Below are 24049 nucleotides of genomic sequence, written 5' to 3' on the forward strand. Positions count from 1 at the left end.
TTAATCGACAGTCTGAAAATACGTGTTATGGTTCTCGGGTTCACAGGCACACTACCGGTCGCACTGATAGGTCTGCTATCAATAATACTGCTGGTATACGGTGCGGAGATAGTTGTCTCCAAGATGGAAGGTGTCGCAAAATACTACGGAGTCTCCGAGGTAGTGATCGCCATGACGATTGTCGCTATCGGAACATCGCTTCCAGAACTTGCCTTACATCTTATAGGATCGGCGAACATACTTTTAAGCTCTCAGAGTCCTTTACAGCTCTTTTTAGTTGATCCCGGAGTGTTGATGTTTGGGAATCATACTGAGGCGGCGAACCTACTTGTTCAGCAAGGAAAAATCACTGGAGCGGCTGCCGCAAATAGCTCAGAGGTTTTCATGGGGACATCAGGAGCAGTTCTGGGAGCAAACATCGGTAGCGATGTTGTCCAGCAAACACTGGTTTTAGGCCTTGTAATAATGTCTTCAGCGCTTTTAGCTGACAAACATAGCTTCAAATTTTCGGAAAAATTCCTGATCAGAGACTACGCTCCGATGATGGGAACTACATTGATGACCTTAATACTTGCTCTTAACTGGAGAGGCGTGATCAGCTTTCTGACGGGCGGCCCGCTAACAGTTTCAGGGACCTTGACGCGTTTAGATGGATTGGTTCTTGTCGGCAGCTTTATCGCATACATGCTGTATCTTTATACTACTAGAACAGAAGAGTTAGCGAGCCAGGGAGATGTAGAAGCATCTCAGCGACCGCTAGCTGACTTTTTAATTGGCATAGCGGCGATGGGTCTTGTAATTGGATCTGCTGAAGTATTTTTACGTGTTGTAGAGGTTGCGGTAGCTCAGACCGGTCTATCTGAATCGATGATCGGTGTGGCAACTGTAGGGATTGTTTCTGCGTTCCCGGAGATGATAACAGCTATTTCCGGGCTTAGACATGGCAGTGAAGGAGTATCTCTCGGAACTTTAATAGGCAGCAATATAACCAATCCTTTGCTCGCTATCGGCTCAGGCGCCATAATATCGACCTATGCGGTCCCACGGCCGCTTGTTCTCTGGGATTTGCCTATGGAGACTGTTACAGCAGGATTGTTGCTCGCATACATGTTCTCGAAGGAGAAAGCAGGTACGAAGCTCGCAAAACCTTTCAAAATAATAGGGCTAGATTCAGTAGCACGTAGACTTGAGAATACGGAAAACAGAAAGCTCTCGATCGCAGGAGCGTTCTTACTGGTCTTGCTCTACTTTGTCTACATCTACGTCCGGTTTACGTACTTCCAGTACGACTTCGCACACTGATAAAAAATGAAACTAGACAAAACACTCTTCCAGAACATTATAGCCATCGAAATAGGGTTTTTAGCGGGTTTGCTTGGAACCGCGGCTTATTTGAGTTCGGAGACGGCTTCAGCGCTGTATGTGTTTGAATTCCTCGGCGCAGCAATGGCAACGCTCATAACTTCTTATGGTATATACAAGATGAACGATATTACATAGTATGTGTTATAAAACTCATCAACACTCCTGTATCTGATGAGTTACGAAGGAAACACAGATTATCTGGAAACTGCTTACGACCGAGAACAGGAAAGACAGCGGACGGCTGAAACAGCACTAAATGAGTTTGTTGAAGAGTCCTCTGGAATTATGGGTCTTGTCCTAGGAAATAAGAATAATAACGAAAGATAGTTTTTACCGGAATACTTTTCCGGTTTTCATCGACCATAGAACCAGGTCGATGGCTCCGACCGGTATACCAAGTTCTTCTCCCAGTTCTCTCATGGCCTCTTCCATCTTCCCGTACTCTTCGATGTTCGAAGGCGGAGAAGCATCTTCTAAGAAACCAAGTTCGTCTAAAACAGCCAGTGTGTGTCTGGATGCTATGCCGAGGTCTTCTCCGTAGCCGATGTTTCTCAGGAAGTGTGATGCGCCTTTCAAGCCTATCCCTGGGATGTTTTCCACGAGCCATTTGCGTGCTTTCTCCGGGTTTTCCAGCGGTAAACGTCCTTTGATCGTCAGTTCGTTTGTAGGGTTGGTCAGGGTTGGCTGGGACAGCTCGTTTCGAGCCTTCAGTATCTGTCCGGCTTTCTTTCGCTCGTACTGGATGTCGTACTGTTCGAGTATCTCGACTATCTCGGCTTCTGTTCCGCGCAACAGGTTTAGCTCCTCGAGTTTGGCTGCTGCGTTCCATGCCTGTTCGGCATCGGTCTGGGAGCTAAGGATTACGAATACTAGTTCCTGGAAAAGACGTTCGTTCGAGGAATCGCGCAGCGAATGGAACTGATCCATCCGCTGTGCTACTGTGTCTTTAACTTCCTCGTACTGGCTTTCTACGTCACTCAGATCGATCATTGTCTGAGTTCTTCTTCGATCGCTCGGGCTACTGTGTTGTATCCCCAGCTTGAGAGCTTGTCTCCGTTGACATAGATCGATGGTGTTCCGGTAACGCCTGAGCTACGGCCCATCCGAGTGTCCTGTCTGACCTCCTGGAGGGTTTGCTTGTTCGCCACACATGTTTGGAACTGGTTGTGATCGAGTCCGCTGGTTGACTGGTTGAATAGTTCTGACATGAAATCTTCGGTCGCCCAGTCTTCGTTTTCCGATCCCTGGTTGTTGTAAAGTGCATCGTAGAAGTCCCAGAACTGTTCTTCATCCTGGTTGTATACACACTCTGATGCCACTGCCGCGGTCTCGCTGGTATCGCCCGGGAAGTTCTGATCCAGGAACGCGAAGTTGATGAAGTAGAACTTCACATCGCCGGTGTTGATGTATTCTTCCTCAAGTCTTGGATAGACCCGGCTATGGAACTGCTCACATACAGGGCAGCGGTAGTCTCCGAACTCGACAACGGTGACGTTCGCGTCCTCACTTCCCTGGTAAGGCTCTCCTTCAAGATCGAACTCGTATACCTGATCTCCGCTACCGCTCGAGTTCAACAACGGCATTAACTGGGCGCCGACCACACCGATAAACGCCAGTCCGAGAACAGCTGCGAACCCGTAACCCGCATAACGCTTCCGTTTACGCATCTTGTTCTCTTTGCTTTCCTCGTACTTTCTTTCTGCTTTTTTGACCTTCTCTTTCTGATGGGAGTTAAGCTCGTCTTCATGTTCTCTCCAGTGTCTATGAAGCTCTTCCTCTGAATCGAACTCATCTCCACAAAAATCACATTCTTTCATACCTATGAACGGCGTCTCCAGATTTAAATTTGAAACCTGACAACTGCTTACATGGCAGTAACCTACAATCCTATAGGCGCAGAGAACCCGGTTGTAGCCGGACTTGCGGTCCTAACCTTGGTTTTGAACGCCGCACTAATCTCAACTCTTGTATACTACATACTACAGAAAACAGGTTTATCCGACAGTCTTGCCGACAAATGGCACGGGTTCATGGGCGAAGCCAGTACACCGATAAAAGACACTAAAGACTTCCTGAGTTCTAACTACAAAACGCTGTCTTTGATTGTGGCAGCGGGAGCGACCTCTGGCTCGCTTTACATGTCGAACGTTCTTGGATGGGAGCCATGTCTACTGTGCTGGTACCAGAGAATACTGGTTTATCCAATAGTCGTCTTAACTGCTGTAGCGGTCTTATTTGAGAAAGACGATGTCCGTGAATACGTAATGCCGCTGGCGATGATAGGTCTGCCTATCTCGGTTTATCACTCGCTGGTTCAGAGATACAGCCAGTTCCACTCGGCAGGATGTTCGATCGTTGAAGTTTCCTGTTCAACCTCGTATACGTTCTGGTTCGGATACATCACGATCCCGGTCATGGCCGCTACCGCACTTGCCACGGTACTCGTGCTTATGTGGAGGTTCAGTGAGAACTAAAGGGTTCATAACTGAGCCTCTATAACTTATCCTTTATGAGAAAGAGTTTCATCTTTCTGACTGCCCTTTTACTTATTGGAGTGATCTCAGCACATACAGACAATCACTCGGCACATGAAAACCAGACTCAGCAACCTGCCGATGACGGAGCATGGAACAGTCTGATGGATGCGTATCCTTCCCAGACGCTCTCAATTGTTTTAATAGAAATAGTTGTTGTATCTGCGATAACTATAGCAGCTGTCCGCCACAGATATCAGTTAAGATCTAAATGAGTCCTATACATTATACAGACATCGTCGTTCAGCCGTCCTAGAATACTTTCGATCTTTGATTCTATCTCCGAGGTCGTAACTACATCGTCTTCATGATCGTGTATCCATGCCTTTACCTCGTAGATCACTTTCTCCGCCAGTGCGTCCGCTCGCTCCTCAGGGATCTCTACTTCGCGGGCAGGATAGTAAACCGAACAGTAGAGTTTCTCGTCCTCGAACTCCTCTTTTTCGTGATCGCGGTTGATTACTTTCATAGTTGGGAGTTCTCCGGTCTTCCGGGCGCTGAAACTCGATTTTCCTTCATTATCCGAACCTCACGATTCCTGTCGCCAGCAACAGTAGGATCCATCCGAGGAAGATCATCAGCAATCCTGCTCCTAGCCGCATCTTGGCTTTGTTCATGTGTTTCCACTCTTTCATCTCCGAGACCTTGTAAGATCCAAGGTAGGAGGCTGCTACGATCAGTATCAGCGGCATTACAAAGATCAAGTTGTAAAGCGCCATCAAACCGTATGCGGTCAGATTGATTCCTTGCTGGGAAAGCACGGTCAGTATTGCCAGGTAAGGTCCTCCTGTACAAGGCAGCTCCACGGCTGCTACGAATATTCCCAGTCCAATCGCTGACAGCAGTGTCAGTGAATCCATCTTGTCTGCGATCTTCTCGGCGTACTCTTCCGGTATCATCAAGGACGTTCCCTTACCGTACCAGAAGAAGTCCTTGATCTCCAGCAGACCTCCTGCTATCACCAACATCGCCACGCCTGTCGTGATGTAGTTCGCTAGCTGTACAGGCAATCCGACCAAAAAGTGTAGTATTCCAAGTCCTGCGAAAAAGTAGGTCAGGTAAACCGTTGCGACGTAGATTCCACCGACCTTCAGTATGTCTCGTTTCCGGTCCTGTTTGATCAGAGTTGCTACAAGAAGTAAGATCACTCCGATAGCACATGGATTGATCGAGTCAACAGCTGCGGTAACCAGTACTGCGCCAAACGTTGGAAGGGTTGCCTCAACCATTTGTTTTCACCTTCAGAGTTGCTTCACGTAGCATTCGTCTGTGAATGCTGCTCGAGCATGCTTTCTCTGCTGAGAAAGATGCGTTAACCATCGTATCCCTCTCCTGACTTTTTCAGGCCGAAACCTTCGTATTTGTCGTCCTCTCTAATATCTTCCCAGGCCTGTTGTGCTGTCTTCGAATCGTACACTATGAATATCTTGTCCAGGATCTCGCTGTTCGAAGGATTCTGGGTGTAAGGCGAAACAACGTAGTTTTCAGGTGAAGTAGCCAGTTCGCCGTAGGATTTACAGGTCCATTCCTTGGCTGCGTTGTTTCCTACAACACACCATTCTCTTGAGCCTCCGACTCCTTTCTTTACAAGTATCTTGATCTCCTTTCCGCCGTCTTCTGTCACGTTAACAAGTCCTTCGGTTGTCGGATAAACTAGCTCTTCGTTAGTGATCTTGCCTCCGAACGTCTCGAAGAAAGCAGCCAGCGACGCGCTTTCACGGGTCTTGAAAGTACCTTCGAGGTGGATTCGCTGATCGTTATGCTCGTGGTACTTTGTAGAGCCTGTTCTATCATTTATTTTACACATGTAGCTTGATTCATGGCTTGTATCCTTACAAAACTCTTCAGGGTTAACAAGATTTGTTCTGACAAGCTCTCCGTTTTCCTCGACCAGTACCTCGTAGTCTGCGTGGTAATGTACCTCTCCGTTTGTCCAAGAAGTCATTGTTTCGTGCATGAAGCTCCCTGAGGCATAAACTGTTGGAACCATGACTGCTAAGAGAAACCCGTTCATCAAAACAGCTTTTTCCGCGCTGGTGAGCGATCCTTCTAAGTATACAGAGATCCCTGTCAGGGTCGCGAGTGTTCCAATGCCCAGTCCTATAACTGTCGGGACCTTCGAAACGAAGTCAGCGCCTGGAAATAGCTCCACGGCTAAAGCTGTGAATGCTGCTCCAGCTACGAGTATATAGATTATCCTTCTAAGCGTGTTCATCTTTAGCAGAACCTACAGACATCGTTTTCCTCTTCATCGTCGTCTGAATCCGATGTCTCTGGTTCGTCTTCAATTCCTTTGAGCTTGTGGACCAAGCTGTGGATTGGATTCATCAACAACTAGTTTTCGAAGTTCGTATTAAAACCTAGTGCTGAACAGCCGGTCGAACCACGCACTCATTCCGAACGAAAGCACCATGAATCCGACTGTTCCGGCCAAGACCGCGCCCCACGTCCCTATGCCGAGAGAAGCCACCTCAAAGAGGCTTGAGATCGGAGTGTAAAGCACAGCTAACTGTAGCAGGATTGAGCCTGAAAGTGCGCCGACAAGCCACTTATTTGAGCTAAGAGGCTGGTTGTAACGTCTTCTGATAACTTGTATTCTCGCCATCTCTGCCAGTACAAGGAATGTGAACAGAACTGTCTGAGCTGCTATCAGTCCGTAGTTCTGTAGAGTGTAGAAGAATGCTGGCAGACCGGTTGCTGCCATTAGTCCTCCCATGCCTACAATTGAGGCCATCATGCGTTTGTTGATCACTGATTCTTCGCTTCCACGTGGCGCTCTGTCCATGATGCCGTCTGACTTTGGATCGGCGCCTAGAGCAAGCGCCGGCATGCCGTCGGTAACGAAGTTGATCCAGAGCAACATTACAGGTGTAAGGATCAGTGCCTCGGCGTTTCCGGTGAACTGTTCCGGGTAGAGGAAGGCTCCTAGCATAACCCCGAGGAAGACTACCAGTACCTCTCCTGCGTTCGCGCTCAGTAGATAGTTGACGAACTTCCGGATGTTATCGAATATTCCGCGGCCTTCTGCGATCGCATCCCGGATGGTTACGAAGTTATCGTCCTGTAAAACCATGTCCGCACTCTGTTTTGCCACGTCAGTGCCTCTTTGCCCCATCGCAACACCGACATCTGAGGCTTTTAGCGCAGGGGCGTCGTTGACACCGTCCCCGGTCATCGCCACGTTATGTCCATTGGCTTTCAACGCCTTTGCGATACGTACCTTATGCTCTGGGCTGACTCTCGCAAACACTTCAACATCTTCAACTGCTTTCTGTAGCTGCTCGTCGCTCATCTCCTCGACTTCCGGTCCGGTGATCGCACCTTCCGGATTGAACCCGATCTGCTCTCCGATTGCTTTCGCTGTCTCAACGTTATCGCCTGTCGCCATAACTACGCGGATGCCTGCGCTTCTCGAGTCCTCGATAGCTTCCTTTACCTCTGCTCGTGGAGGATCGATCATTCCCTGAAGCCCGAGGAACACCATTTCCGATTCCAAATCATCGGGGTTCTCGTAGTCGCCGGCGTCCTTTCTTGCGAAGCCAAGGACTCTGAGAGCCTCCGAGGCGAACTCCTGGTTTTTCTCAAGTATTTTTTCGCGTTTTTCATCGGTCAGCTCGACTTCTTTGCCGTCTTCCAGAATCCTATCGCATCTTTCAAGAACGGTTTCCGGTGCGCCCTTCATGTAGGCCGTTCCCTGGTCTGTGACGACCGTCATTCTTTTCCTGTCCGATGAGAAAGGCACAGAATCAACTCGTTCGACTTCCGGTGTTGCTCCAGCCTTTTCCGCGCTTACAAGCAACGCTACCTCGGTAGGGTCTCCGAAGTATCCTTCTTCGTTGTTCTTCTTCGCGTTATTACATATGTAGCCGCATTCAACCAGTGGCGTGATTTCTTCGCGTCCCACTGTTTTTCCATCGGTCTTGAACTCTCCGACGGTTTCCAGTCCTTGACCCGTGACTTCGAAGTTTTTGCCGTCAAAAAAGGCTTTCTTGACGGTCATAGAGTCTTCGGTTAGAGTGCCTGTCTTGTCTGTGACAATTACATCGACGCTTCCAAGCGACTCGACTACGGGGAGTGAGCGCACTAACGCATCTTTTTTCAACATCTTCTTGGAGCCTAGAGCGAGAGTAAGTGTAACTACAGCAGGCAAACCTTCCGGCACTGCTGCTACTGCGAGCGTTACGGCAACTAAAAGTATCGATACCGGGCTTGTGGAGGTAAATATTAACTGGGTAAGAGCTACGACCATGATTATGGCTGAAATGCCGTATCCAATCTGCTGACCTAGCTCGTTGACTTCTTTCTGGAACGGCGTTTCCGTATCCTCTGCTTCGTTTATCTGTTCTGCGATGTCCCCAACTTCGGTAGCCATCCCTGTTTCGACTACAACGGCTTTAGCCCGGCCTTTCACCGCCGTGGTATTCATAAAAGCCATGTTTTTCCTGTCTGCGAGTGCGGCATCTTCTCCAACCGGTTCTACAGACTTTGATACGGTTGTCGACTCTCCTGTAAGGGATGATTCGTCGGTCTCCAAGTTACTCTGTTCGATCAGACGGCAGTCTGCCGGTATGGCATCTCCCTGCTCTATAACGACGATATCTCCGGGAACAACTTTTCTCGAATCGATCTCCATCTGCTCGCCGCCACGTATCACGGTTGCATTCGGATTCGACATGTCTTTCAAGGCTTCAATCGATTTTTCGGCCTTGTAGTCCTGTATAAATCCGAAAACACCGTTCGCAATAAGTATAAGCATTATTAATCCGGCATCAACGTATTCTGGTTCGTGTCCGGGCAGAAGTCCGATTCCCAGCGATACAAACATCGCAGCTATCAGCAAGTAGATCAAAAAGTCTGTGAACTGGTCGATAAGGATACTGAGTACGGAAACGGATTCGCTGTCTTCAATTACGTTTTCTCCGTTTTCTTCAAGTCGTTTGTCTGCCTGTTCGTCTGTCAGACCGTCTTTATCGGTATCCAGTTGCGTGTATACTTCCTGGATGGAGCTGCTGTGCCAGTTCACAGCTTAGGCTTGTCACTCCTGGATTTAAACAGTTGTGGATTTTTGTACGTTTCAGGCTTTGTGGATTGATTTATCCATTGCGTCTTCGCACGCTTCGGAGAAAACCTCCGGGAAAGTTGGGTGAGCATGGATGGTGTTAGCCACGTCGTCCAGATATCCTTGCATTTCAAGGGCTAAAGTAGCTTCTGCGATAATATCGGATGCGTGAGGTCCGACTATCTGGACGCCTTCCAGTTTTCCGGATTCTCTGGCAACTACACGGACGAATCCGTCGGGTTTGTTGGCGGTAAGCGCTCTGCCGGATGCTGAGAACTTGAACTTTCCGACCTTGGTTGATTCAAACTGTTTTTCGGCTTCCATCGGAGTCATGCCGACGGCTGCGATCTCGGGGTCGGTGTAGGCAACTTTAGGTATGTATTGGCTGTCAAAAGCCGTGTTTTTACCTGCGGCTGCTTCCGCAGCGACTTTCCCTTCTCTGTAGGCTTTGTGTGCTAGCATTGGCTGTCCGGCACAGTCTCCTATCGCGAAAATGTTTTCGTTAGAGCTTCTAAGTTGCTCGTCAACGTCTACAAAACCGTTTTCCGTCGTCTCGACTCCTGCTTTCTCAATATTCAGTCCGTCAAGAGCTGGCTCAGGGGTTCGTCCGACTGCGACCAGGACGTAATCGCCTTCGACTTCTATGTTTTCACCGTCGGTCTCTGCTTTCACAGTGACTTTCTCGCCTTCTGGTACCGCCTCTTTAGCGGTCACGCCTGTGTATATTTCGTCGCCGTAACATGCTGAGGTTTCTCTGATGTGGTCTACAATCTCTTCGTCGAAACCGGAGAGAACCCGGTCCTGAGCTTCCAGTACTTTGACTGTCGATCCGAACTTACAGAACTTTGTGACTGCCTCCATGCCTATGTATCCTCCGCCGATCACGACGATCTCGTCAGGAACTTCCTCGAGCTGAAGCAGATCCCGGGATGAAATAACTCGCTCCTTATCGAACTCGAAACCTGGTATTTCTATAGGACGGGAGCCGGTCGCAATTATAGCTTTCTCGAACTTTACGTTCTCCGCATCGTGTTCTTCCTCAACTCTTACAGTTTCCTCGTCGATGAACCGGGCGTATCCCTGTTTGTACTCTATGTTATGTGCTTCAAACAGCTGTTCAATACCGGTATCGAGCTTGTCTACTACTTCCTCTTTCCATTCTTGGATGCTCTCAAAATCTACATCCAGCTCCTTGGTGTGTATACCTATCTCGTCCCAGTGTTTGAGATCCGCACGGTACTTCGAGGCATGGATCAAAGCTTTGGCAGGAATACAGCCATGGTTCAAGCATATTCCGCCAACCTCTTCTTTATCAATCACTACTACGTCCATGCCTTTCTGAGCGGCACGAATAGCGGCAGTGTATCCGCCTGGGCCGGCTCCGATCACTACTAGTTCTGCTCCTTCCTCTACGTCTCCTACAACCATCTAAAGATTCACCAGTAGTTTTTCAGGGTTTTCAAGGTTTTCAACGACGTCGTTTACAAATCTAGCGGCATCCGCGCCGTCGACCACGCGGTGATCGTATGAAAGCGAGAGCTTCACGGTTTTACGAGGCTGTATCTCGCCATCGATTACTTCCGCGGTCTCCGATATTTTACCTAGGCCTAGAATAGCTGTCTGAGGATAGTTAATAATTGGTGTGAACTCTTCTCCGCCGATCACTCCGAGATTTGTGACGGAGAATGTACCGTTTTCCATCTCGGATGATGAAAGATCGCCGTCCTGAGCTTTTTCTGCTTTTTCCTCTATTTCGCTGGCGATGTCAACTATGCTCTTTTCGCCGACTTCTCTGATAAGAGGCACCATAAGCCCTTTTTCTGTATCGACTGCTACATTGAAATCAAAACTCGAGTATCTTACGATCTCCTCGTTTGATTCATCCAGCTCTGCGTTAAGATCAGGGTGTTTCTCCAGTGCCTCGACCAAGGCCTTGATAACGAACGGAAGATAGGTTAAATGCTGTTCGCTGCTCTCATTTACCCTATCTCTCATGGCACTTAGCTCTTCTAAGTCAGCCTTTTCAACATGGGTTACGTGAGGTGCGGTAAAACGCGATTTTTCCATGCGAGAGGCCACGGTTTTACGCAGCTTCGACATCTCCACTCTTTCAGCGCCTCCATCGTCTTCAAAAGTTCTATCCGTACTCTTATGAGATGCTCCTTCTTCTATGAAACTCAGAACGTCGTCTCTGGTGATTTTTCCTCCGCGACCGGAGCCTTCGACTTCTTGGATGTCGATTTCTTTCTCCCTAGCCAGTTTCCGGACTGAGGGCGTAGCCATTATTTTTTGATCGGGTTCGGTGCTTTCGGTGCTTTCCGAATCTTTTCCGCCGGTATCGGATTCTGCTGCGTTCAAAACGTCTTTTTCCCTGATCCGGCCGTCTATTTCCAGAGATTCGAGATCAACTCCTTTCTCTTCGGCGAGCTTACGTGCCTTTGGAAGCGCAAGAACTCGGTCTCGGGAGTACAATTCGTCCTCGCTGGTTTCTTGAACCTGTTTTTCTTCTGACTCCGTGTCTTCTTCGCTCTCGACTTCTTTACTCGGTTCTACGGTATCTAGCTCCATTATAACGTCTCCAACCTTTACGGTATCTCCTGGAGAGGCTTTCAGGCTTTGGATGGTGCCGTCTGCCGGAGCAGGTATGTCGATTACTGCTTTATCGGTCTCAGCTTCCGCTACCGCTTGATCTTCTTCGACATCTTCTCCTTCTTCTACAAGCCACTGGAGGAACTCTCCTTCCGTCACTCCCTCGCCCGTATCCGGAAACTCGAATTTCACTTTACTAGAACTCTAAGACGTTTTCCAGTCCTTTTTTGACCTGGTTTTCATCCGGCATGTAGTAATCTTCCAAACTGTAAAGCGGGTAAGGTACGTCCGGTGCGGCAATCCGCTCTACCGGAGCCTCAAGATGTAGAATTGCTTGTTCGTTGATTCTCGCCGCTATCTCTGCTCCGAAGCCACCGGTCTTCGGTGCCTCGTGAACTATAGCGCACCGACCTGTCTTTTTAACCGATTCAATCACTGTATCGAAGTCTGTGGGATAGATTGTGCGCAGATCGATAATTTCTACGTCCGCATCGATTGTTTCTGCGGCTTCCTCTGCGACCGGCACCATCGCACCCCAGGCGACCAGTGTTACGTCCTTTCCTTCCTCTATTACTTTTGAGCTTTCAAGCTCGGCGGCATCCGGATCCCGCTCGACTTCCTCTTTGAATGCTCTGTAGGTCTGTTTAGGCTCTAAAAACACAACAGGATCATCGAGCTGGATGGATTTTCTCAGAAGAGAGTATGCGTCCTGAGGGTTCGAGGGAATCACTACGTGAAGTCCCTGTGCGTGAGCAAAGTAAGACTCCGGGGACTCACAGTGGTGTTCTAATGCGTTGATTCCTCCGCCGTAAGGCGCTCTAACGGTTAACGGCACTTCCTTGGTTCCACGTGTTCTGGTCCGGAACCTTGCTGCGTGTTCTTTGATCTGATGGAACGCCAGGTATGAGAAACCTGAAAACTGGATCTCCGGTACCGGGCGTTTGCCGTAAAGACTCATTCCGATAGCGGTTCCGACAATCCCTGACTCTGCGAGAGGTGAGGAAAAACATCTTTTCTCGCCGAACTCTTCCTGTAGGTCTTTGGTGGCTCGGAAAACGCCTCCGTCCTCTCCAACGTCTTCTCCATACATCAAGACGTCTTCGTCATTTTCAAGCTCATCGTGGAGCGCTGCGTTAATCGCTTCAACTATGTTCATCTTTTCCGGCATTACTTTTCGACCTCCTCTAGCTCTTTCTTGTCCTTTTTCAGCAGATCCGGCATCTCCTTGTAGACGTACTCGAACATCTCCTCCATCTCCGGGTCCTCGACTTCCATCGCCTTGTTCGCCGCCTCATTTATCTTTTCCTCTGCTTTTTCCTCGTATTCTTCCAGGGATTCATCCCACTGATCGTTTTCCTTCAAGTAATCCTTTAACCTGAGAATTGGGTCGTGTTCTTTCCACTCTTCGACCTCTTGTTCGTCTCTGTAACGGGTTGAATCATCGCTTGTGGTATGGTCCTCTAAACGGTAAGTCACTGCTTCAAGTAAAACTGGCTCTCCGTTACGGGCTTTTTCCAGCGCCTCGTTCATCGCCTCGATTACTGCCAGCACATCGTTCCCGTCGACCTGTATTCCTTCTATACCATAAGCCAGGGCTTTCTGAGCTATTGTCTCGGCGTTTGTCTGTTTTTCAACAGGCATCGAGATCGCATACTGGTTGTTCTGAACTACGATAACTGAGTGAGCATCGAAGACTCCTGAAAAGTTCAGTGCTTCGTGAAAATCTCCTTCACTGGTTGAACCGTCTCCTGTGAAACCTACAACTGCTTTTTCCTCCTCATCGAATGACATCGCCATTCCGATTCCGACGGCGTGGAGGTTCTGTGTGCCTACAGGGATCGCAACAGGCAGGTCATTTTCCAGGTCTTTCTGTCCACGGGCATCGCCCATCCAGCGCTGGAAAAGCTTATCCAGCGGGGCGCCGCGGGCTATGTAGGCTGCGGTCTCTCTAAACGAAGGAACCATCCAGTCATCGTCGTTCATAGCGAAGACTGCCCCGATCTGGGAGGCCTCCTGCCCTTTATGCGGTGCGTAAGTGCTGACCTCTCCCCGGCGCTGTAGCTTGAACGCTTTCTCGTCGAACTTCCTTGCTAGTATCATTTGCCGGTAGATTTCGTGTAGTTGATCTTTCTCAAGACTTGATTCTTCGTCTTGAGCCATTACTTCTATCCTTTTTATCGCGCCTTCGTATACCTGATTCGCAGCCATCATAACAATCAGCTTCTACCTTGAATAAAAAGATGTATTTGCGACCACTGAGCAGTTAAAGCCGCTTGCGCCCGAATCTCTTTAACCGAGCTTCGAGAAACCAGTTACATGTTAGACGAACTGTTCTCTCCCGAGAAGATAGCGGTCCTCGGAGCCTCCCGAACGGAGGGAAAAACCGGTCACGAGGTCTTCGATAACCTAATACACGACTTCGAGGGAGAAGTGGTTCCTGTAAACCCGAATGCCGAGGAAATACACGGACATCGTTGCTACGAGGAAATACCAGGCGACGTTGATCTAGCTGTTATCGTAGTACCTGGAAAAATTGTGCCAGACGTACTCAAACAGTGCGGGGAAAAAGGAGTAGGAGCCGCAATTGTAATCAGCGCAGGTTTTTCCGAGACAGGTAATCAGGAACTCGAGGACAAGGTAAGAAAAATTGCCAAACGCCATGATATAGATCTGCTTGGACCGAACGTCTTAGGCGTTATAAACACGGAAAATGCGATGAACGCATCTTTTGCCTCAAGAATGCCGGAGAAAGGAAGTATTTCTTTCATGAGTCAGAGCGGAGCGTTCTGTACAGCTATACTGGACTATGCGAAGGCAGAACACATCGGATTCCGGCATTTCGTATCGCTCGGAAACAAAACACTGTTGAACGAGGTTGATATGCTTGAAAAATGGCGCAAAGACTCGACAGAAACCATAATTGGATACACTGAGGGTATAGATAATGGAAGAGAGTTTATAGATGAGGCGCGGAAGACTTCGGAGGAAAAACCTGTTGTATTTGTAAAATCCGGGAGGACTTCGAGTGGAGGAGCGGCCGCATCATCTCATACGGGATCTATTGCAGGGAGCTACGAGGCATACAAGGCAGCTTTCCGAACCTCTGGGGTTATAGAGGCCGAATCAAACCGAGAACTACTTGATCTTGCCAGAGCATTTGATTATCAGCCGCTCCCTGATGGAGAAAATGTTGCGGTTGTAACAAACGCAGGTGGGCCAGGTGTTATTGCCACCGACGAGATAGAAGAACAGGGACTTGAACTGGCGGCTTTTCGGGACTCAACACGCAGGAAGCTGGATCGAGATCTTCCTGACGAGTCAGCGAATCACAACCCTGTGGATGTAATCGGCGATGCCGGCCATGAAAGGTACAAAAACGCGTTAAAGGCTGTACTGGCTGATGAAAACACTGATGCGGTATTGGTGATACTTACACCTCAGGCAAATACAGAGATAGAGAAAACTGCGAAGACCGTTGTCAATGTGGCCTCGGATTTCGATAAACCGCTCATGGCTGCGTTCATTGGCGAGGATCAGGTACAGAAAGGCATGGAGATCCTTGAAGAGAATAAAATACCTGATTTCCAGGACCCTAAAGATGCGGTAAAGTCGCTGAAATCAATGAGCGAGTATAGAGAGTTTCTCGAGACCGACCGAACCCTGAGAAAGGTCGAATATGATAAAAAAGAAGCTAAAGAAGCTCTAGAGTCGATGAAGAGCTTTGAAGACGCTCAAAAGCTTCTGGAAGCATATGGCTTCGAGTTCCCGATGTCTTACCTCTGTCAGGCTCCGAGGGACGCAAAAAAAGCAGCATCGAAGACAGGTTATCCGGTTGTCGCAAAGCTTGATTCTCCCGACATTTCTCATAAAACAGAGCTTGAAGGTGTCAAAACAGGCCTGGAAGATAAAAAAGAAGTTACCGATGCGTTTCAGACGGTTATAGACAATGCGTACCATCAAACTAGCGGCGGAGGGATCGATATAAACGGAGTTGTAGTACAGGAACAGGTAGAAGGACTAGAGGTCGCCATAGGTCTGAAGAGGGATCCGCAGTTCGGCCCTATGGTAATGGTTGGGCTTGGAGGTATCTATATAGAGGCCTTACGAGATGTATCGTTCGGAATTGCGCCCATCAGCGAACAGGAAGCTGGGAAAATGATTGAGGAGCTTCAATCCCATGAGTTATTTGAAGGCGCCCGAGGCAAGGAGTTCGCCACGGAAAAGCTCAAGGCCGCGATTATACGGATGGGCGAGATCGGCCTCAACCATTCTGAAATCCAGGCTATAGACATCAATCCATTGATACTTACAGAGGACTCGGCGCTCGTAGCAGATATCGAAGTTGAGTCTGACCAGTAACTTTGGTAAGGATTAGTAAGTTTCCGCACCTATTTTCTGATTATGACTAACAGAGAGGACGCACTGAATCTTCACTCGAAAAAACCTGGAAAGATCTCGGTCGAACCCGCGGTAAAAGTCGAGACCAAGGAGGATTTAAACCTTGTTTATACTCCAGGCGTCGCAGAGCCATGTAGAGAAATAGCAAAGGACTCAAGAAAAGCATACGATTATACGACTAAAGGAAACATGGTCGCAGTTGTATCCGACGGTTCCGCAGTCCTTGGACTCGGAGATATCGGACCAGAAGCATCAATGCCGGTTATGGAAGGAAAAGCCAACCTAATGAAAAAATTCGGTGAAGTCGATGGATTCCCGATCGTAGTCAATGCTGAGAACGCCAAAGATATAATTGAACACACAGAAGGCATAGCTCCGACTTTCGGAGCAATAAATCTTGAAGACATCAAGTCTCCGCGATGCTTCGAAGTAGAAAAACAGCTGAAAGAAAAACTCGACATACCTGTGTTCCACGACGATCAACACGGCACAGCTATCGTTGTAGGCGCAGCTATCAGAAACGCACTTGATTTAACTGAGCGGAACATCGAGGATTCGAAAATAGTCGTCTTAGGCGCAGGAGCTTCCGGTATAGCCGTATCAAACTTCTTGCTTAACCTAGGGGCTGGAGAACTTCTGCCAGTCGATTCATCGGGCATACTAACAACTGACGATGAAAACAAGTACAAAGCCGATCTCGCACAGAGAACTGCGGCCTCCGAACAGTCCGGCGATCTCTCCGATGCTATGAAGGATGCTGACGTTCTAATCGGGCTTTCAACAGGAGGCATCGTATCAAAACAGATGGTTGAATCCATGGCGGATGATTCGATCGTTTTCGCCTTAGCAAACCCTGATCCAGAGATAATGCCGGAAGAAGCAAAGGAGGCTGGCGCTGAAATCGTAGCAACTGGTAGAAGCGATTTCCCTAATCAGGTCAACAACAGTTTGGCGTTCCCCGGTATTTTCAGAGGCGCACTTGACGCACGGGCCGATGAAATCAATGAAAAAATGAAGAAAGCGGCCTCGGATGTCATCAAAAACTTCATCGAACCAGAGAAAGACAAGATCGTGCCGGAAACTCTTGACAAAGAGCTTGCTATGGCTATTGCCGAAAAAGTCGAACAGACAGCAGAGAGTCGGTAAAAAATGGAGAAAGAAGTAAAGGAAAATTACATTGAAGCCGGAAAGGTGATCCAGAAAGCACGTAAGAAGGCCAGAGAGGTAGCGGAGCCAGGAACTTCGTTTGTAGAGATCGCGGAGACGGTAGAGCAGCTAATCCGTGATGAAGGTCTTCAGCCCGCATTTCCTGTAAACTTATCGGTTAATGAGGAAGCCGCTCACTTTACGCCTGCGGAAGACACTGAGAGAAAGCTACAGGAAGACGATGTCTTAAAGATCGATATAGGCGCACAGTCCGAAGGCTACATCGCGGATACAGCGTTAACTGTTAATCCTTCGGGTAAAGACCAGGAAATCATTGATGAAGTGGAAAAAGTACTTGAGGAAGCATTAGATTTCCTTGAGCCAGGTGTAACTGTCGGAGAGCTTGGAACCTTTATCGAAAAACAGGTTCCGGATGAATACAACATCGTCCAGAACCTTACAGGCCACTCTCTTGGAAACTACAATCAGCACGCAGGTCTCTCGATCCCTAACAAGGCAAATACCAACAGCTACGAGTTCCAGGAAGGAGATGCCGTCGCGATTGAGCCGTTTCTGACAACAGGCACAGGTACTGTCAAAAACGGCCGGGATGGGAACATCTACAAGCTTGAGTCCGAACGGTCTGTCAGGAGCCGTACCGCCCGCCAGTTAATGAAAAAGATCAAGAACTACCGTGGTCTTCCGTTTACAACTCGCTGGATGGATCTAAGCGGCAAAGAAAAGATGGCGTTCCGGAAGCTTCTTCAGCAAAACATTGTACGGAACTATCCAGTCTTACAGGACAAGGATGGCTCTGTGGTCGCACAGGCAGAACACACTGTGCTTGTTGGAGCTGATGACGGCGAGAACGTAGTCACTACTCGTCGATAAGGCAAGTCGTCGGGTCTCCGTTTTTAGTAATTACGCCGAGTAGAAGTCCTACAGCAAGCACTCTAATCAGGTTGCCGTTGAAAGGCATCAGGGCTAGCGTTCCTCCGAGACCTATGAACGCAAGTATGCCTACTCCGCATGAGGCGCAACCTGCTGCCGTTAAACCAGGAATAATTGTCGCCAGATCTTTACTTGAAGCCAGGCCTGATATTCTAAGCTTCTCGACTATGTTTACTAAAGCAACGCCTGTAAGAACCGAGTAAGCTACTGTAAGACCTAGGCCGAGCGCGCCTGCCGAGGAAAAGGTATTGAAAGTCAGGCTGACAACGGCTTCATCTAGGTATAGGATATTTCTTCCCAGCAACTGTAGGCTGTACTGTGGGAAGGATGCGAGAGTAACCAGTATATAGAAAACTGAGCTGACGGCCAGGGTTTTCAAAGCGGTCTTGCCTTTGAAAGCTGCCTTGATGCCGTCTCTCAGGGCTTTCCTGTATTTCACTGTCCTAGCTTTGATTCGATTACCTGTTTTACCGCCGAGTACGGCTGTGCGCCTACAAGCGGTTCTCCCCGTTGATCGCCCTCGCTGTAGATTACAACCGAGGGTGTTCCGGAGACGAACGAGTTGCCACCGACCATGGTATCGAAGCTTGTAGCCTCTTCCATGTCGTCACGGACAGCGTCCCGAGGATTTCCGTTATCCAGACAGCTCTGGACGGCACTTGGGGAAACATCTTCCTCGCTCGCCCAGCCTTTGATTTTTTCAACGACGTTGGACTCGCTTAAACTTTCCTGGTTGTCGAATACTGTGTCTTTAACGTTCCAGAACGCTTCTTCGTCCTGTCTGTAGACGCATTCGGCGGTTTCTGCTGCTCTTGTCGCCCAGGGATGTATTCTCTGTAGAGGGAAGTCTTTCCAGACTATCTTTACCTCTCCGGACCTTACATAGTTGTTTTCTATCTGCGGGACTGCTCCTGATTCGAAGCGTTTACAGAAAGGACATTCAAAGTCTTCATAAATGACCATTGTTACTTCCGCATCTTCCTGTCCTAGAACAGGGTCTCTGCTGTTGTTAATATTTGATAAATCGAGTTTACCGGAGTTTGTGTCTGTCCCCGAACCTGTATCTGGTTGAGGGGTATCTGAGGTAGCTATTCTCGGAGCTGTGAGATCCTTGAAAGTTGTTCCGCTAGCAAACCCTACTGTAAGCCCTAATGCGAAAAACAGTCCTATTAGATGGGTTGCCTGTAGCTCAAACTTTGTTTCAAATACCTCTGGTAAATCCATGCTATATCTTCCTTTATGTCAAGTTATTCGCCGTCCTTGCTTTTAACCAGCAGGGTTTCTATCACGTTAGTAGGTGGAAAAGAAAAAAGAGAGGGATGAGGGGAAAGAGAGGTTTCCTAGCCGAAGTAATCTGGTGTTTTATCGGAGGTATCGATCTCTTCCATTCTCTGCATCATCTGCTTGTAGTGATCGATGTTTTCCTCTGTCGCGGTTGGCTTAACTTCCTTCATTGCTTCCTCGAAGTCCTCTAATGTTACTTCTTCGCTGTCCGGATCGCCTCGCAGAGCTTTCATACCTGCTTCGCGGCATAATGCTTCGATATCGCTGCCAACGTATCCTTCGAGATCTTCCGATAGTTTCTCTAGGTCAATGTCCTCGGCTAGAGGCATCTTGCCTGTGTGGACATCGAGAATCTTCTTGCGTCCTTCTACGTCCGGCACCTCGACTTCAATCGACCTATCGATTCTTCCAGGTCTCAATAGCGCTGGATCGATCAGATCCGGTCGGTTGGTTGCCGCGATGACTGTGACGCCTTCAAGGCTTTCGATTCCATCGAGTTCTGTCAGTAGCTGGTTAACTACTCGGTCCCCGACACCGGAGTCGCTTCTCGAGCCTCTCCGGGTTGCGATTGAATCGATCTCATCTATGAACAGGATACAAGGTGCGACCTGCCGGGCTTTCTTGAAGACTTCTCGGATTGATTCTTCGGACTCTCCGACGTATTTGGAGAAGATCTCAGGTCCCTTGATTGAAATGAAGTTCGCATTTGCCTCGTTTGCTACTGCTTTCGCTAGCAGTGTCTTCCCGGTTCCCGGTAGCCCGTAAAGTAAGATTCCTTTCGGAACTTCGATGCCCATGCGTTTGAACCTTTCAGGGTATTTCTGTGGCCACTCGACCATTTCCTGAAGCTTTTCCTGGGTGTCGTGTAGGCCTCCGACGTCTTCCCATGAGACCTTCGGAACTTCCACCATGACCTCTCTCATAGCGGATGGCTGGACTTTCCGGATGCCTTCCTTGAGTGCGCCCTGGTTTACGACCAGTTTCTCCATTATCTCGCTTGGTATCTCATCGTCCAGATCGATCTCAGGTAATACGTTCCGTAAGACGCTCATCGCAGCCTCCTTACAGACTGCTTCTAGGTCTGCTCCGACGTAGCCGTGTGTCATGTCCGCGACCGAATCTAACTCGACTTCATCTGTCAGCGGCATGTTCCGGGTGTGGATCTGCAGGATTTCCTTACGTCCCTGGCGGTTTGGAACACCGATCTCGATCTCACGGTCGAAACGTCCTCCACGTCTAAGTGCGGAATCGATTGCATCCACGCGGTTTGTCGCTGCGATAACGATAACGTTTTCACGTTCCTCAAGACCGTCCATCAGTGAAAGTAGCTGTGCGACAACTCTTCGCTCTACTTCTCCGCCGGCTTCTCCACGTTTAGAGGCGATGGCATCTATCTCGTCGATGAAGATGATTGCCGGAGAGTTATCCTGTGCTTCTTCGAACTTTTCACGCAGCTGTTTTTCGGACTCTCCGTAGTACTTGGACATGATCTCCGGGCCGTTAATGGACATGAAAGTCGCATCGGCTTCGTTTGCCACTGCTTTCGCTAGCAGGGTCTTCCCGGTTCCCGGCGGTCCGTGTAGCAGTACTCCGCTTGGGGCATCGATTCCCAGCTGTTGGAAAACCTCTGGATGCTTTAGAGGTAGCTCGATCATCTCTCTTACTTGCTGGATCTCGCTGTCAAGTCCTCCGATGTCCTCGTAGGTGACCTCTGGTACTTGGACCTGCTGTTCCTGGCTTCCGCCCTTTACAGCCTGCTGTTTGACCTCGATCTCCGTGTTCTCAGTTATCTTTACAGGACCGTTCGGCTTGGTGTTTACAACCGCTAGCTTGGTCTCTCCGAATGAGAACCGGAACTGATCGACGTCCAGGTCGAACATCTCGTCAAATACGCTTTTCCGTCCGTCGCCGTCTCCGGGTACTACTATATCGCCTTTGGTGACTGCGCGTCCGGAAAGTGCGCGTTTGAAGATGTTGGGGTTTGATACCTGGATGACTACTCCTTCTTCGGCTGGAGCGAGTGTTACTCTATCTGCTTCTTTTAACTCTGCCTTTTGTACTGTTACTTTCTCTCCTAGGCTGGTGCCTGCGTTTTTCCGCATGTAGCCATCCATGCGTGCGATTCCAAGTCCTTTGTCGGCCGGATAGCTTCTTGCTACTCTTCCAACGGTTTTGCGGCCGCCTTCAATTGTTACGGCATCGCCTTCGGCTATCTCTAGCTCTTCCATCACCGTTGAGTCTATGCGGATGATTCCTCGGCCTATGTCTTGCTGTGCGTTTGGCGGGACCTCTCCCACTCTCAGCTTAACGTCTTCGTTTTCTGTCATAACATTAATTTTTGAGCTTCTCGATGAGCTCGGGGTCTTCAACTATCACAGTGAAGATTCGGTGGGTGACTTTTTCGCCCCAGCTTGAGAAGTACTCCTCTACCTTTTCCTGATTTTTCTTTCCGAATATGAATACTGAGTCATCGATCCTTATACAAGATATCTCGTCCATCAAACCGTCTTTCTCGTAGTTGTACTCTTTCCCGTTTTTCGTAACGGTCTGCTTGTAGCCGAAAAGCCCGCGGTAGAACTTGTTGCGCTCATACACTGAGTCGAACTCCGAGGAGTTCGTATCGTAGGTCAGTAACGCAGCCTCTTCGGGTTTCATACTCTGGTTCAGGTAATGAAAGTTTAAAACGGTTTTTGTGTACGTCACTAAAAAACTTGTTTTATTCGTTACAACCCACTGATAAAAGAATTGTAAGCAAACCCTCGACTGTGGAAGTTCAAAGAATCAGCACCGGCAGCAAGCCCTTAGACGAGCTGTTAAACGGCGGACTGGAGAAAAAAGTAATTACAAACGTCTTTGGAGAGTCCGGAACCGGTAAGACAAACTTATGTGTCCAGGTAGCTGCGGAAGTCGCAGCAAACGGTAAGAAAGTGATTTACATAGATACAGAAGGCGGTTTTTCGCCTGAAAGATTTGTACAGGTCGCATCTGAAGACGCCCTAGAAGAAGTAACGATGTTCGAGCCACTGGACTTCGAACAGCAGGAAAATGTCTTGGACTCGCTCGAAGAAGCCGTAGATCAGGAAACAGGTCTCGTTGTTATCGACTCACTGGTCTCGCTTTACAGATTAGAGGTCAACGACAACAACGCATCCGATATCAACCAGAAGCTCTCCGGACAGCTATCAGAGCTATCGAAGATCGCCAGAAAACACGAAATACCGGTCATGGTCACCAACCAGGTTTACTCGAACTTCGATGGTGACGGACTGGAGCTTGTAGGCAAGGACGTGCCACGTTACTGGTCAAAATGTCTTTTACAGCTCGAAAACGACGAGAAATCGCTACGAACTGTCGCGATTGAAAAACACCGCTCGCTGCCGGAAGGAAAGACCCGGAGATTCCAGATAGTCGATGACGGACTGGTCGAACCGGAGAAAAAAGGTCTTTTCTAAGTTTTAGCTCGCTGAACGGCAGATTTAAAAGTAATATGTGCCAAAGTTTTCGTTATGTCAGAGCTGGTAGATGAGGTTATCAGATTATTCGCAGCCAGTTCTAACGTTATCGTGGAAGTCGTATTTGTTTAGACGCAGCCCGTTCCCAAAATCCAGGTTGTAGAGCGGGCGGGCGCAGTCAAAAGATAAGCTTGTTCTATAGCCTATAGAAAACACGGAGGTGAATTAACATGGTTGAAGGACCGAAATACGGACAAATAGAAAATTTTGCGGGATACGATCCTGCGAATCCGGATCATATCAAAGATCCAGGATTAGCCACAGAGCCAGGCAAAGATGCTGACGGACTAGAGTTCGGGGAGCTGCTGGAAGAATAGTGGCTCCGCCGCCAACTTTTCCTCGTCCAAACTCTTTACTTATTTAAGCTATGTTGTTTCAAGTATAGATTACAATGAACATTGATACCTGCAACACGGTAGCCCGATCTTCTACGGGGGGATGCTTTATCTCGGGTGGATATGTTCTGCGGCGCAGATAGTTTTTCCTACAAGTTTATACAGAGTTTTTCAGCTAGAGTTACTTCTATTCTGCTGAGTCTGTTTGTACTTATTCTGTAAAATACAGACCTTGAAAGGCGCTAAAACCGTTTTTCAGGGCATTTCTCTTTTCGAGGTTCACAATCAAATGACACAACACACAACAACGCGAACAACACGCAACGTAAAAGCGAATCAAGAAGGTTCAACGAGGAGATCTCGGTGACTGAGCGTTCAGGAACTTATGCTGGCAGAGAAGGCCGTCACTTCGGTCTAGATAGAGATCCGAGAACTACTGCTGCCAACGACTGGAATAAAGAGTATGGCGGGCAGTCTCCCGGCTATGAAAAAACTTCTGAAGCCCGTGAAGCCAGCAGAGACGCCGAAAGCGAGTTTGGGGTCGATGATGAAAACCCTTTGAGGTCGGATGGTGGAGAACCAACTATGGCGGATGTAGATCACACTCCGAGAAACGGAGAGGGCGTACAACACGTCTATCAGCGAGGCACAGAGAAATGAATACTGGAGGCGACGATACTCCGCACGAACACAGAGTATGTGAGCTGGCGTACCGAAAAGACCGACCCTCGTACGGCAGGCCGGGAATGGAAATTCCCAGCAAAAATCGGGAAGCCAAAGCATACAGTGAATCAGACTTCCAGTCGGGCTATGAGAACGCCAGCGCTCTCCAAGAAGCTGTTGGAAAGCTGGATGGCTCGGAGTTAGAGCCTTAAG

Annotated in this window: 26 protein-coding genes; 12 read left to right on the forward strand and 14 right to left on the reverse strand. The window is 48.7% G+C overall.

The features are described from left to right. Window positions 1–27: 27 nt before the first annotated feature. Genes SVXnc_RS00265 through SVXnc_RS00275 form a run of 3 tightly spaced genes read left to right on the forward strand, consistent with a single transcriptional unit; the run spans window position 28 to window position 1692 of the window. The gene (locus SVXnc_RS00265; protein ID WP_347721957.1) at window positions 28–1302 is read left to right on the forward strand and encodes a sodium:calcium antiporter; all 1275 of its coding nucleotides are present in this window, start codon (window positions 28–30) and stop codon (window positions 1300–1302) included. 6 nt (window positions 1303–1308) lie between these two features. Continuing rightward, window positions 1309–1500, forward strand: a complete 192-nt coding sequence (locus SVXnc_RS00270) for a hypothetical protein (RefSeq protein ID WP_347721958.1) — start codon at window positions 1309–1311, stop codon at window positions 1498–1500. 36 nt (window positions 1501–1536) lie between these two features. Then, on the forward strand, window positions 1537–1692 hold the full coding sequence (locus tag SVXnc_RS00275) for a hypothetical protein (RefSeq protein WP_347721959.1): 156 nt from the start codon (window positions 1537–1539) through the stop codon (window positions 1690–1692). A 3-nt stretch (window positions 1693–1695) separates the two neighbouring features. Here SVXnc_RS00275 and SVXnc_RS00280 read toward each other — a convergent pair whose 3' ends face one another. Both SVXnc_RS00280 and SVXnc_RS00285 read right to left on the reverse strand, forming a co-directional pair. Further along, entirely contained in the window at window positions 1696–2355 is a 660-nt protein-coding gene (locus tag SVXnc_RS00280; RefSeq protein ID WP_347721960.1) for an 8-oxoguanine DNA glycosylase, read from the reverse strand. Continuing rightward, window positions 2352–3182, reverse strand: coding sequence for a thioredoxin domain-containing protein (locus SVXnc_RS00285; protein ID WP_347721961.1), 831 nt, complete (start codon window positions 3180–3182; stop codon window positions 2352–2354). The genes SVXnc_RS00280 and SVXnc_RS00285 overlap by 4 nt, the downstream gene beginning before the upstream one ends. 51 nt (window positions 3183–3233) lie before the next feature. Between SVXnc_RS00285 and SVXnc_RS00290 the strand changes: the two genes are divergently transcribed. Beyond that, entirely contained in the window at window positions 3234–3839 is a 606-nt protein-coding gene (locus tag SVXnc_RS00290) for a disulfide bond formation protein B (RefSeq protein WP_347721962.1), read from the forward strand. A 35-nt stretch (window positions 3840–3874) separates the two neighbouring features. Continuing rightward, entirely contained in the window at window positions 3875–4114 is a 240-nt protein-coding gene (locus SVXnc_RS00295; RefSeq protein WP_347721963.1) for a hypothetical protein, read from the forward strand. Here SVXnc_RS00295 and SVXnc_RS00300 read toward each other — a convergent pair. From SVXnc_RS00300 to pdhA, 8 genes are all read right to left on the reverse strand, one after another. Further along, the gene (locus SVXnc_RS00300) at window positions 4096–4368 is read right to left on the reverse strand and encodes an ATP cone domain-containing protein (RefSeq protein WP_347721964.1); all 273 of its coding nucleotides are present in this window, start codon (window positions 4366–4368) and stop codon (window positions 4096–4098) included. The genes SVXnc_RS00295 and SVXnc_RS00300 overlap by 19 nt on opposite strands. Before the next feature lie 49 nt (window positions 4369–4417). Next, entirely contained in the window at window positions 4418–5128 is a 711-nt protein-coding gene (locus SVXnc_RS00305) for a cytochrome c biogenesis CcdA family protein (protein WP_347721965.1), read from the reverse strand. 83 nt (window positions 5129–5211) lie between these two features. Next, window positions 5212–6114, reverse strand: coding sequence for a hypothetical protein (locus SVXnc_RS00310; RefSeq protein ID WP_347721966.1), 903 nt, complete (start codon window positions 6112–6114; stop codon window positions 5212–5214). Between the two features lie 138 nt (window positions 6115–6252). Further along, entirely contained in the window at window positions 6253–8922 is a 2670-nt protein-coding gene (locus SVXnc_RS00315; RefSeq protein ID WP_347721967.1) for a cation-translocating P-type ATPase, read from the reverse strand. Between the two features lie 51 nt (window positions 8923–8973). Beyond that, window positions 8974–10386 carry a dihydrolipoyl dehydrogenase gene (gene lpdA, locus SVXnc_RS00320; protein ID WP_347721968.1) on the reverse strand — a complete coding sequence of 471 codons (1413 nt, stop codon included), beginning with the start codon at window positions 10384–10386 and terminating at the stop codon, window positions 8974–8976. Then, window positions 10387–11739, reverse strand: a complete 1353-nt coding sequence (locus SVXnc_RS00325) for a dihydrolipoamide acetyltransferase family protein (RefSeq protein WP_347721969.1) — start codon at window positions 11737–11739, stop codon at window positions 10387–10389. It abuts the gene before it with no gap. A gap of 4 nt (window positions 11740–11743) precedes the next feature. After that, on the reverse strand, window positions 11744–12715 hold the full coding sequence (locus SVXnc_RS00330) for an alpha-ketoacid dehydrogenase subunit beta (RefSeq protein ID WP_347721970.1): 972 nt from the start codon (window positions 12713–12715) through the stop codon (window positions 11744–11746). After that, the gene (gene pdhA, locus SVXnc_RS00335) at window positions 12715–13758 is read right to left on the reverse strand and encodes a pyruvate dehydrogenase (acetyl-transferring) E1 component subunit alpha (protein WP_347721971.1); all 1044 of its coding nucleotides are present in this window, start codon (window positions 13756–13758) and stop codon (window positions 12715–12717) included. Before pdhA ends, SVXnc_RS00330 begins: the two co-directional genes overlap by 1 nt. A 105-nt stretch (window positions 13759–13863) precedes the next feature. Between pdhA and SVXnc_RS00340 the strand changes: the two genes are divergently transcribed. Genes SVXnc_RS00340 through map form a run of 3 tightly spaced genes read left to right on the forward strand, consistent with a single transcriptional unit; the run spans window position 13864 to window position 17982 of the window. Next, a complete protein-coding gene (locus tag SVXnc_RS00340) occupies window positions 13864–15906 on the forward strand; it encodes an acetate--CoA ligase family protein (RefSeq protein ID WP_347721972.1) in 2043 nt (680 codons plus the stop codon). A gap of 42 nt (window positions 15907–15948) precedes the next feature. After that, window positions 15949–17091: an NAD(P)-dependent malic enzyme gene (locus SVXnc_RS00345; RefSeq protein ID WP_347721973.1), complete on the forward strand. Its 1143-nt coding sequence runs from the start codon at window positions 15949–15951 to the stop codon at window positions 17089–17091. A gap of 3 nt (window positions 17092–17094) precedes the next feature. Then, a complete protein-coding gene (map, locus tag SVXnc_RS00350) occupies window positions 17095–17982 on the forward strand; it encodes a type II methionyl aminopeptidase (protein ID WP_347721974.1) in 888 nt (295 codons plus the stop codon). Here the strand turns inward: map and SVXnc_RS00355 are convergent. From SVXnc_RS00355 to SVXnc_RS00370, 4 genes are all read right to left on the reverse strand, one after another. Continuing rightward, window positions 17969–18481, reverse strand: coding sequence for a hypothetical protein (locus SVXnc_RS00355; protein ID WP_347721975.1), 513 nt, complete (start codon window positions 18479–18481; stop codon window positions 17969–17971). The genes map and SVXnc_RS00355 overlap by 14 nt on opposite strands. Beyond that, a complete protein-coding gene (locus SVXnc_RS00360; protein WP_347721976.1) occupies window positions 18478–19266 on the reverse strand; it encodes a DsbA family protein in 789 nt (262 codons plus the stop codon). Before SVXnc_RS00360 ends, SVXnc_RS00355 begins: the two co-directional genes overlap by 4 nt. A 116-nt stretch (window positions 19267–19382) precedes the next feature. Continuing rightward, complete coding sequence (locus SVXnc_RS00365; protein ID WP_347721977.1) at window positions 19383–21653, reverse strand: CDC48 family AAA ATPase; 2271 nt, start codon at window positions 21651–21653, stop codon at window positions 19383–19385. A 4-nt stretch (window positions 21654–21657) separates the two neighbouring features. Continuing rightward, a complete protein-coding gene (locus SVXnc_RS00370; RefSeq protein WP_347721978.1) occupies window positions 21658–21981 on the reverse strand; it encodes a hypothetical protein in 324 nt (107 codons plus the stop codon). 110 nt (window positions 21982–22091) lie between these two features. Here SVXnc_RS00370 and radB point away from each other — a divergent pair, with 110 nt between their 5' ends. From radB to SVXnc_RS00390, 4 genes are all read left to right on the forward strand, one after another. Next, on the forward strand, window positions 22092–22778 hold the full coding sequence (gene radB, locus SVXnc_RS00375; protein ID WP_347721979.1) for a DNA repair and recombination protein RadB: 687 nt from the start codon (window positions 22092–22094) through the stop codon (window positions 22776–22778). Between the two features lie 230 nt (window positions 22779–23008). Beyond that, window positions 23009–23155 (forward strand): hypothetical protein, encoded by a 147-nt coding sequence (locus SVXnc_RS00380; RefSeq protein ID WP_347721980.1) that lies wholly within the window; start codon window positions 23009–23011, stop codon window positions 23153–23155. A gap of 381 nt (window positions 23156–23536) precedes the next feature. Then, window positions 23537–23833 (forward strand): DUF7989 family protein, encoded by a 297-nt coding sequence (locus SVXnc_RS00385; protein WP_347721981.1) that lies wholly within the window; start codon window positions 23537–23539, stop codon window positions 23831–23833. Then, a complete protein-coding gene (locus tag SVXnc_RS00390) occupies window positions 23830–24048 on the forward strand; it encodes a hypothetical protein (RefSeq protein WP_347721982.1) in 219 nt (72 codons plus the stop codon). The genes SVXnc_RS00385 and SVXnc_RS00390 overlap by 4 nt, the downstream gene beginning before the upstream one ends. Window position 24049: the final 1 nt, after the last annotated feature.

It is taken from the genome of Candidatus Nanohalococcus occultus (genome assembly GCF_029207735.1).
GTDB lineage: Archaea > Nanohalarchaeota > Nanosalinia > Nanosalinales > Nanosalinaceae > Nanohalococcus > Nanohalococcus occultus.

What these genes read in the sequence shown, in the direction of transcription:
- SVXnc_RS00265 (WP_347721957.1), top strand. Translation starts at nt 28, where the DNA reads ATGGTTCTCGGGTTCACAGGCACACTACCGGTCGCACTGATAGGTCTG.
- SVXnc_RS00270 (WP_347721958.1), top strand. Translation starts at nt 1,309, where the DNA reads ATGAAACTAGACAAAACACTCTTCCAGAACATTATAGCCATCGAAATA.
- SVXnc_RS00275 (WP_347721959.1), top strand. Translation starts at nt 1,537, where the DNA reads ATGAGTTACGAAGGAAACACAGATTATCTGGAAACTGCTTACGACCGA.
- SVXnc_RS00280 (WP_347721960.1), bottom strand. Translation starts at nt 2,355, where the DNA reads ATGATCGATCTGAGTGACGTAGAAAGCCAGTACGAGGAAGTTAAAGAC.
- SVXnc_RS00285 (WP_347721961.1), bottom strand. Translation starts at nt 3,182, where the DNA reads ATGAAAGAATGTGATTTTTGTGGAGATGAGTTCGATTCAGAGGAAGAG.
- SVXnc_RS00290 (WP_347721962.1), top strand. Translation starts at nt 3,234, where the DNA reads ATGGCAGTAACCTACAATCCTATAGGCGCAGAGAACCCGGTTGTAGCC.
- SVXnc_RS00295 (WP_347721963.1), top strand. Translation starts at nt 3,875, where the DNA reads ATGAGAAAGAGTTTCATCTTTCTGACTGCCCTTTTACTTATTGGAGTG.
- SVXnc_RS00300 (WP_347721964.1), bottom strand. Translation starts at nt 4,368, where the DNA reads ATGAAAGTAATCAACCGCGATCACGAAAAAGAGGAGTTCGAGGACGAG.
- SVXnc_RS00305 (WP_347721965.1), bottom strand. Translation starts at nt 5,128, where the DNA reads ATGGTTGAGGCAACCCTTCCAACGTTTGGCGCAGTACTGGTTACCGCA.
- SVXnc_RS00310 (WP_347721966.1), bottom strand. Translation starts at nt 6,114, where the DNA reads ATGAACACGCTTAGAAGGATAATCTATATACTCGTAGCTGGAGCAGCA.
- lpdA (WP_347721968.1), bottom strand. Translation starts at nt 10,386, where the DNA reads ATGGTTGTAGGAGACGTAGAGGAAGGAGCAGAACTAGTAGTGATCGGA.
- SVXnc_RS00330 (WP_347721970.1), bottom strand. Translation starts at nt 12,715, where the DNA reads ATGCCGGAAAAGATGAACATAGTTGAAGCGATTAACGCAGCGCTCCAC.
- pdhA (WP_347721971.1), bottom strand. Translation starts at nt 13,758, where the DNA reads ATGATGGCTGCGAATCAGGTATACGAAGGCGCGATAAAAAGGATAGAA.
- SVXnc_RS00340 (WP_347721972.1), top strand. Translation starts at nt 13,864, where the DNA reads ATGTTAGACGAACTGTTCTCTCCCGAGAAGATAGCGGTCCTCGGAGCC.
- SVXnc_RS00345 (WP_347721973.1), top strand. Translation starts at nt 15,949, where the DNA reads ATGACTAACAGAGAGGACGCACTGAATCTTCACTCGAAAAAACCTGGA.
- map (WP_347721974.1), top strand. Translation starts at nt 17,095, where the DNA reads ATGGAGAAAGAAGTAAAGGAAAATTACATTGAAGCCGGAAAGGTGATC.
- SVXnc_RS00360 (WP_347721976.1), bottom strand. Translation starts at nt 19,266, where the DNA reads ATGGATTTACCAGAGGTATTTGAAACAAAGTTTGAGCTACAGGCAACC.
- SVXnc_RS00365 (WP_347721977.1), bottom strand. Translation starts at nt 21,653, where the DNA reads ATGACAGAAAACGAAGACGTTAAGCTGAGAGTGGGAGAGGTCCCGCCA.
- SVXnc_RS00370 (WP_347721978.1), bottom strand. Translation starts at nt 21,981, where the DNA reads ATGAAACCCGAAGAGGCTGCGTTACTGACCTACGATACGAACTCCTCG.
- SVXnc_RS00380 (WP_347721980.1), top strand. Translation starts at nt 23,009, where the DNA reads ATGGTTGAAGGACCGAAATACGGACAAATAGAAAATTTTGCGGGATAC.
- SVXnc_RS00390 (WP_347721982.1), top strand. Translation starts at nt 23,830, where the DNA reads ATGAATACTGGAGGCGACGATACTCCGCACGAACACAGAGTATGTGAG.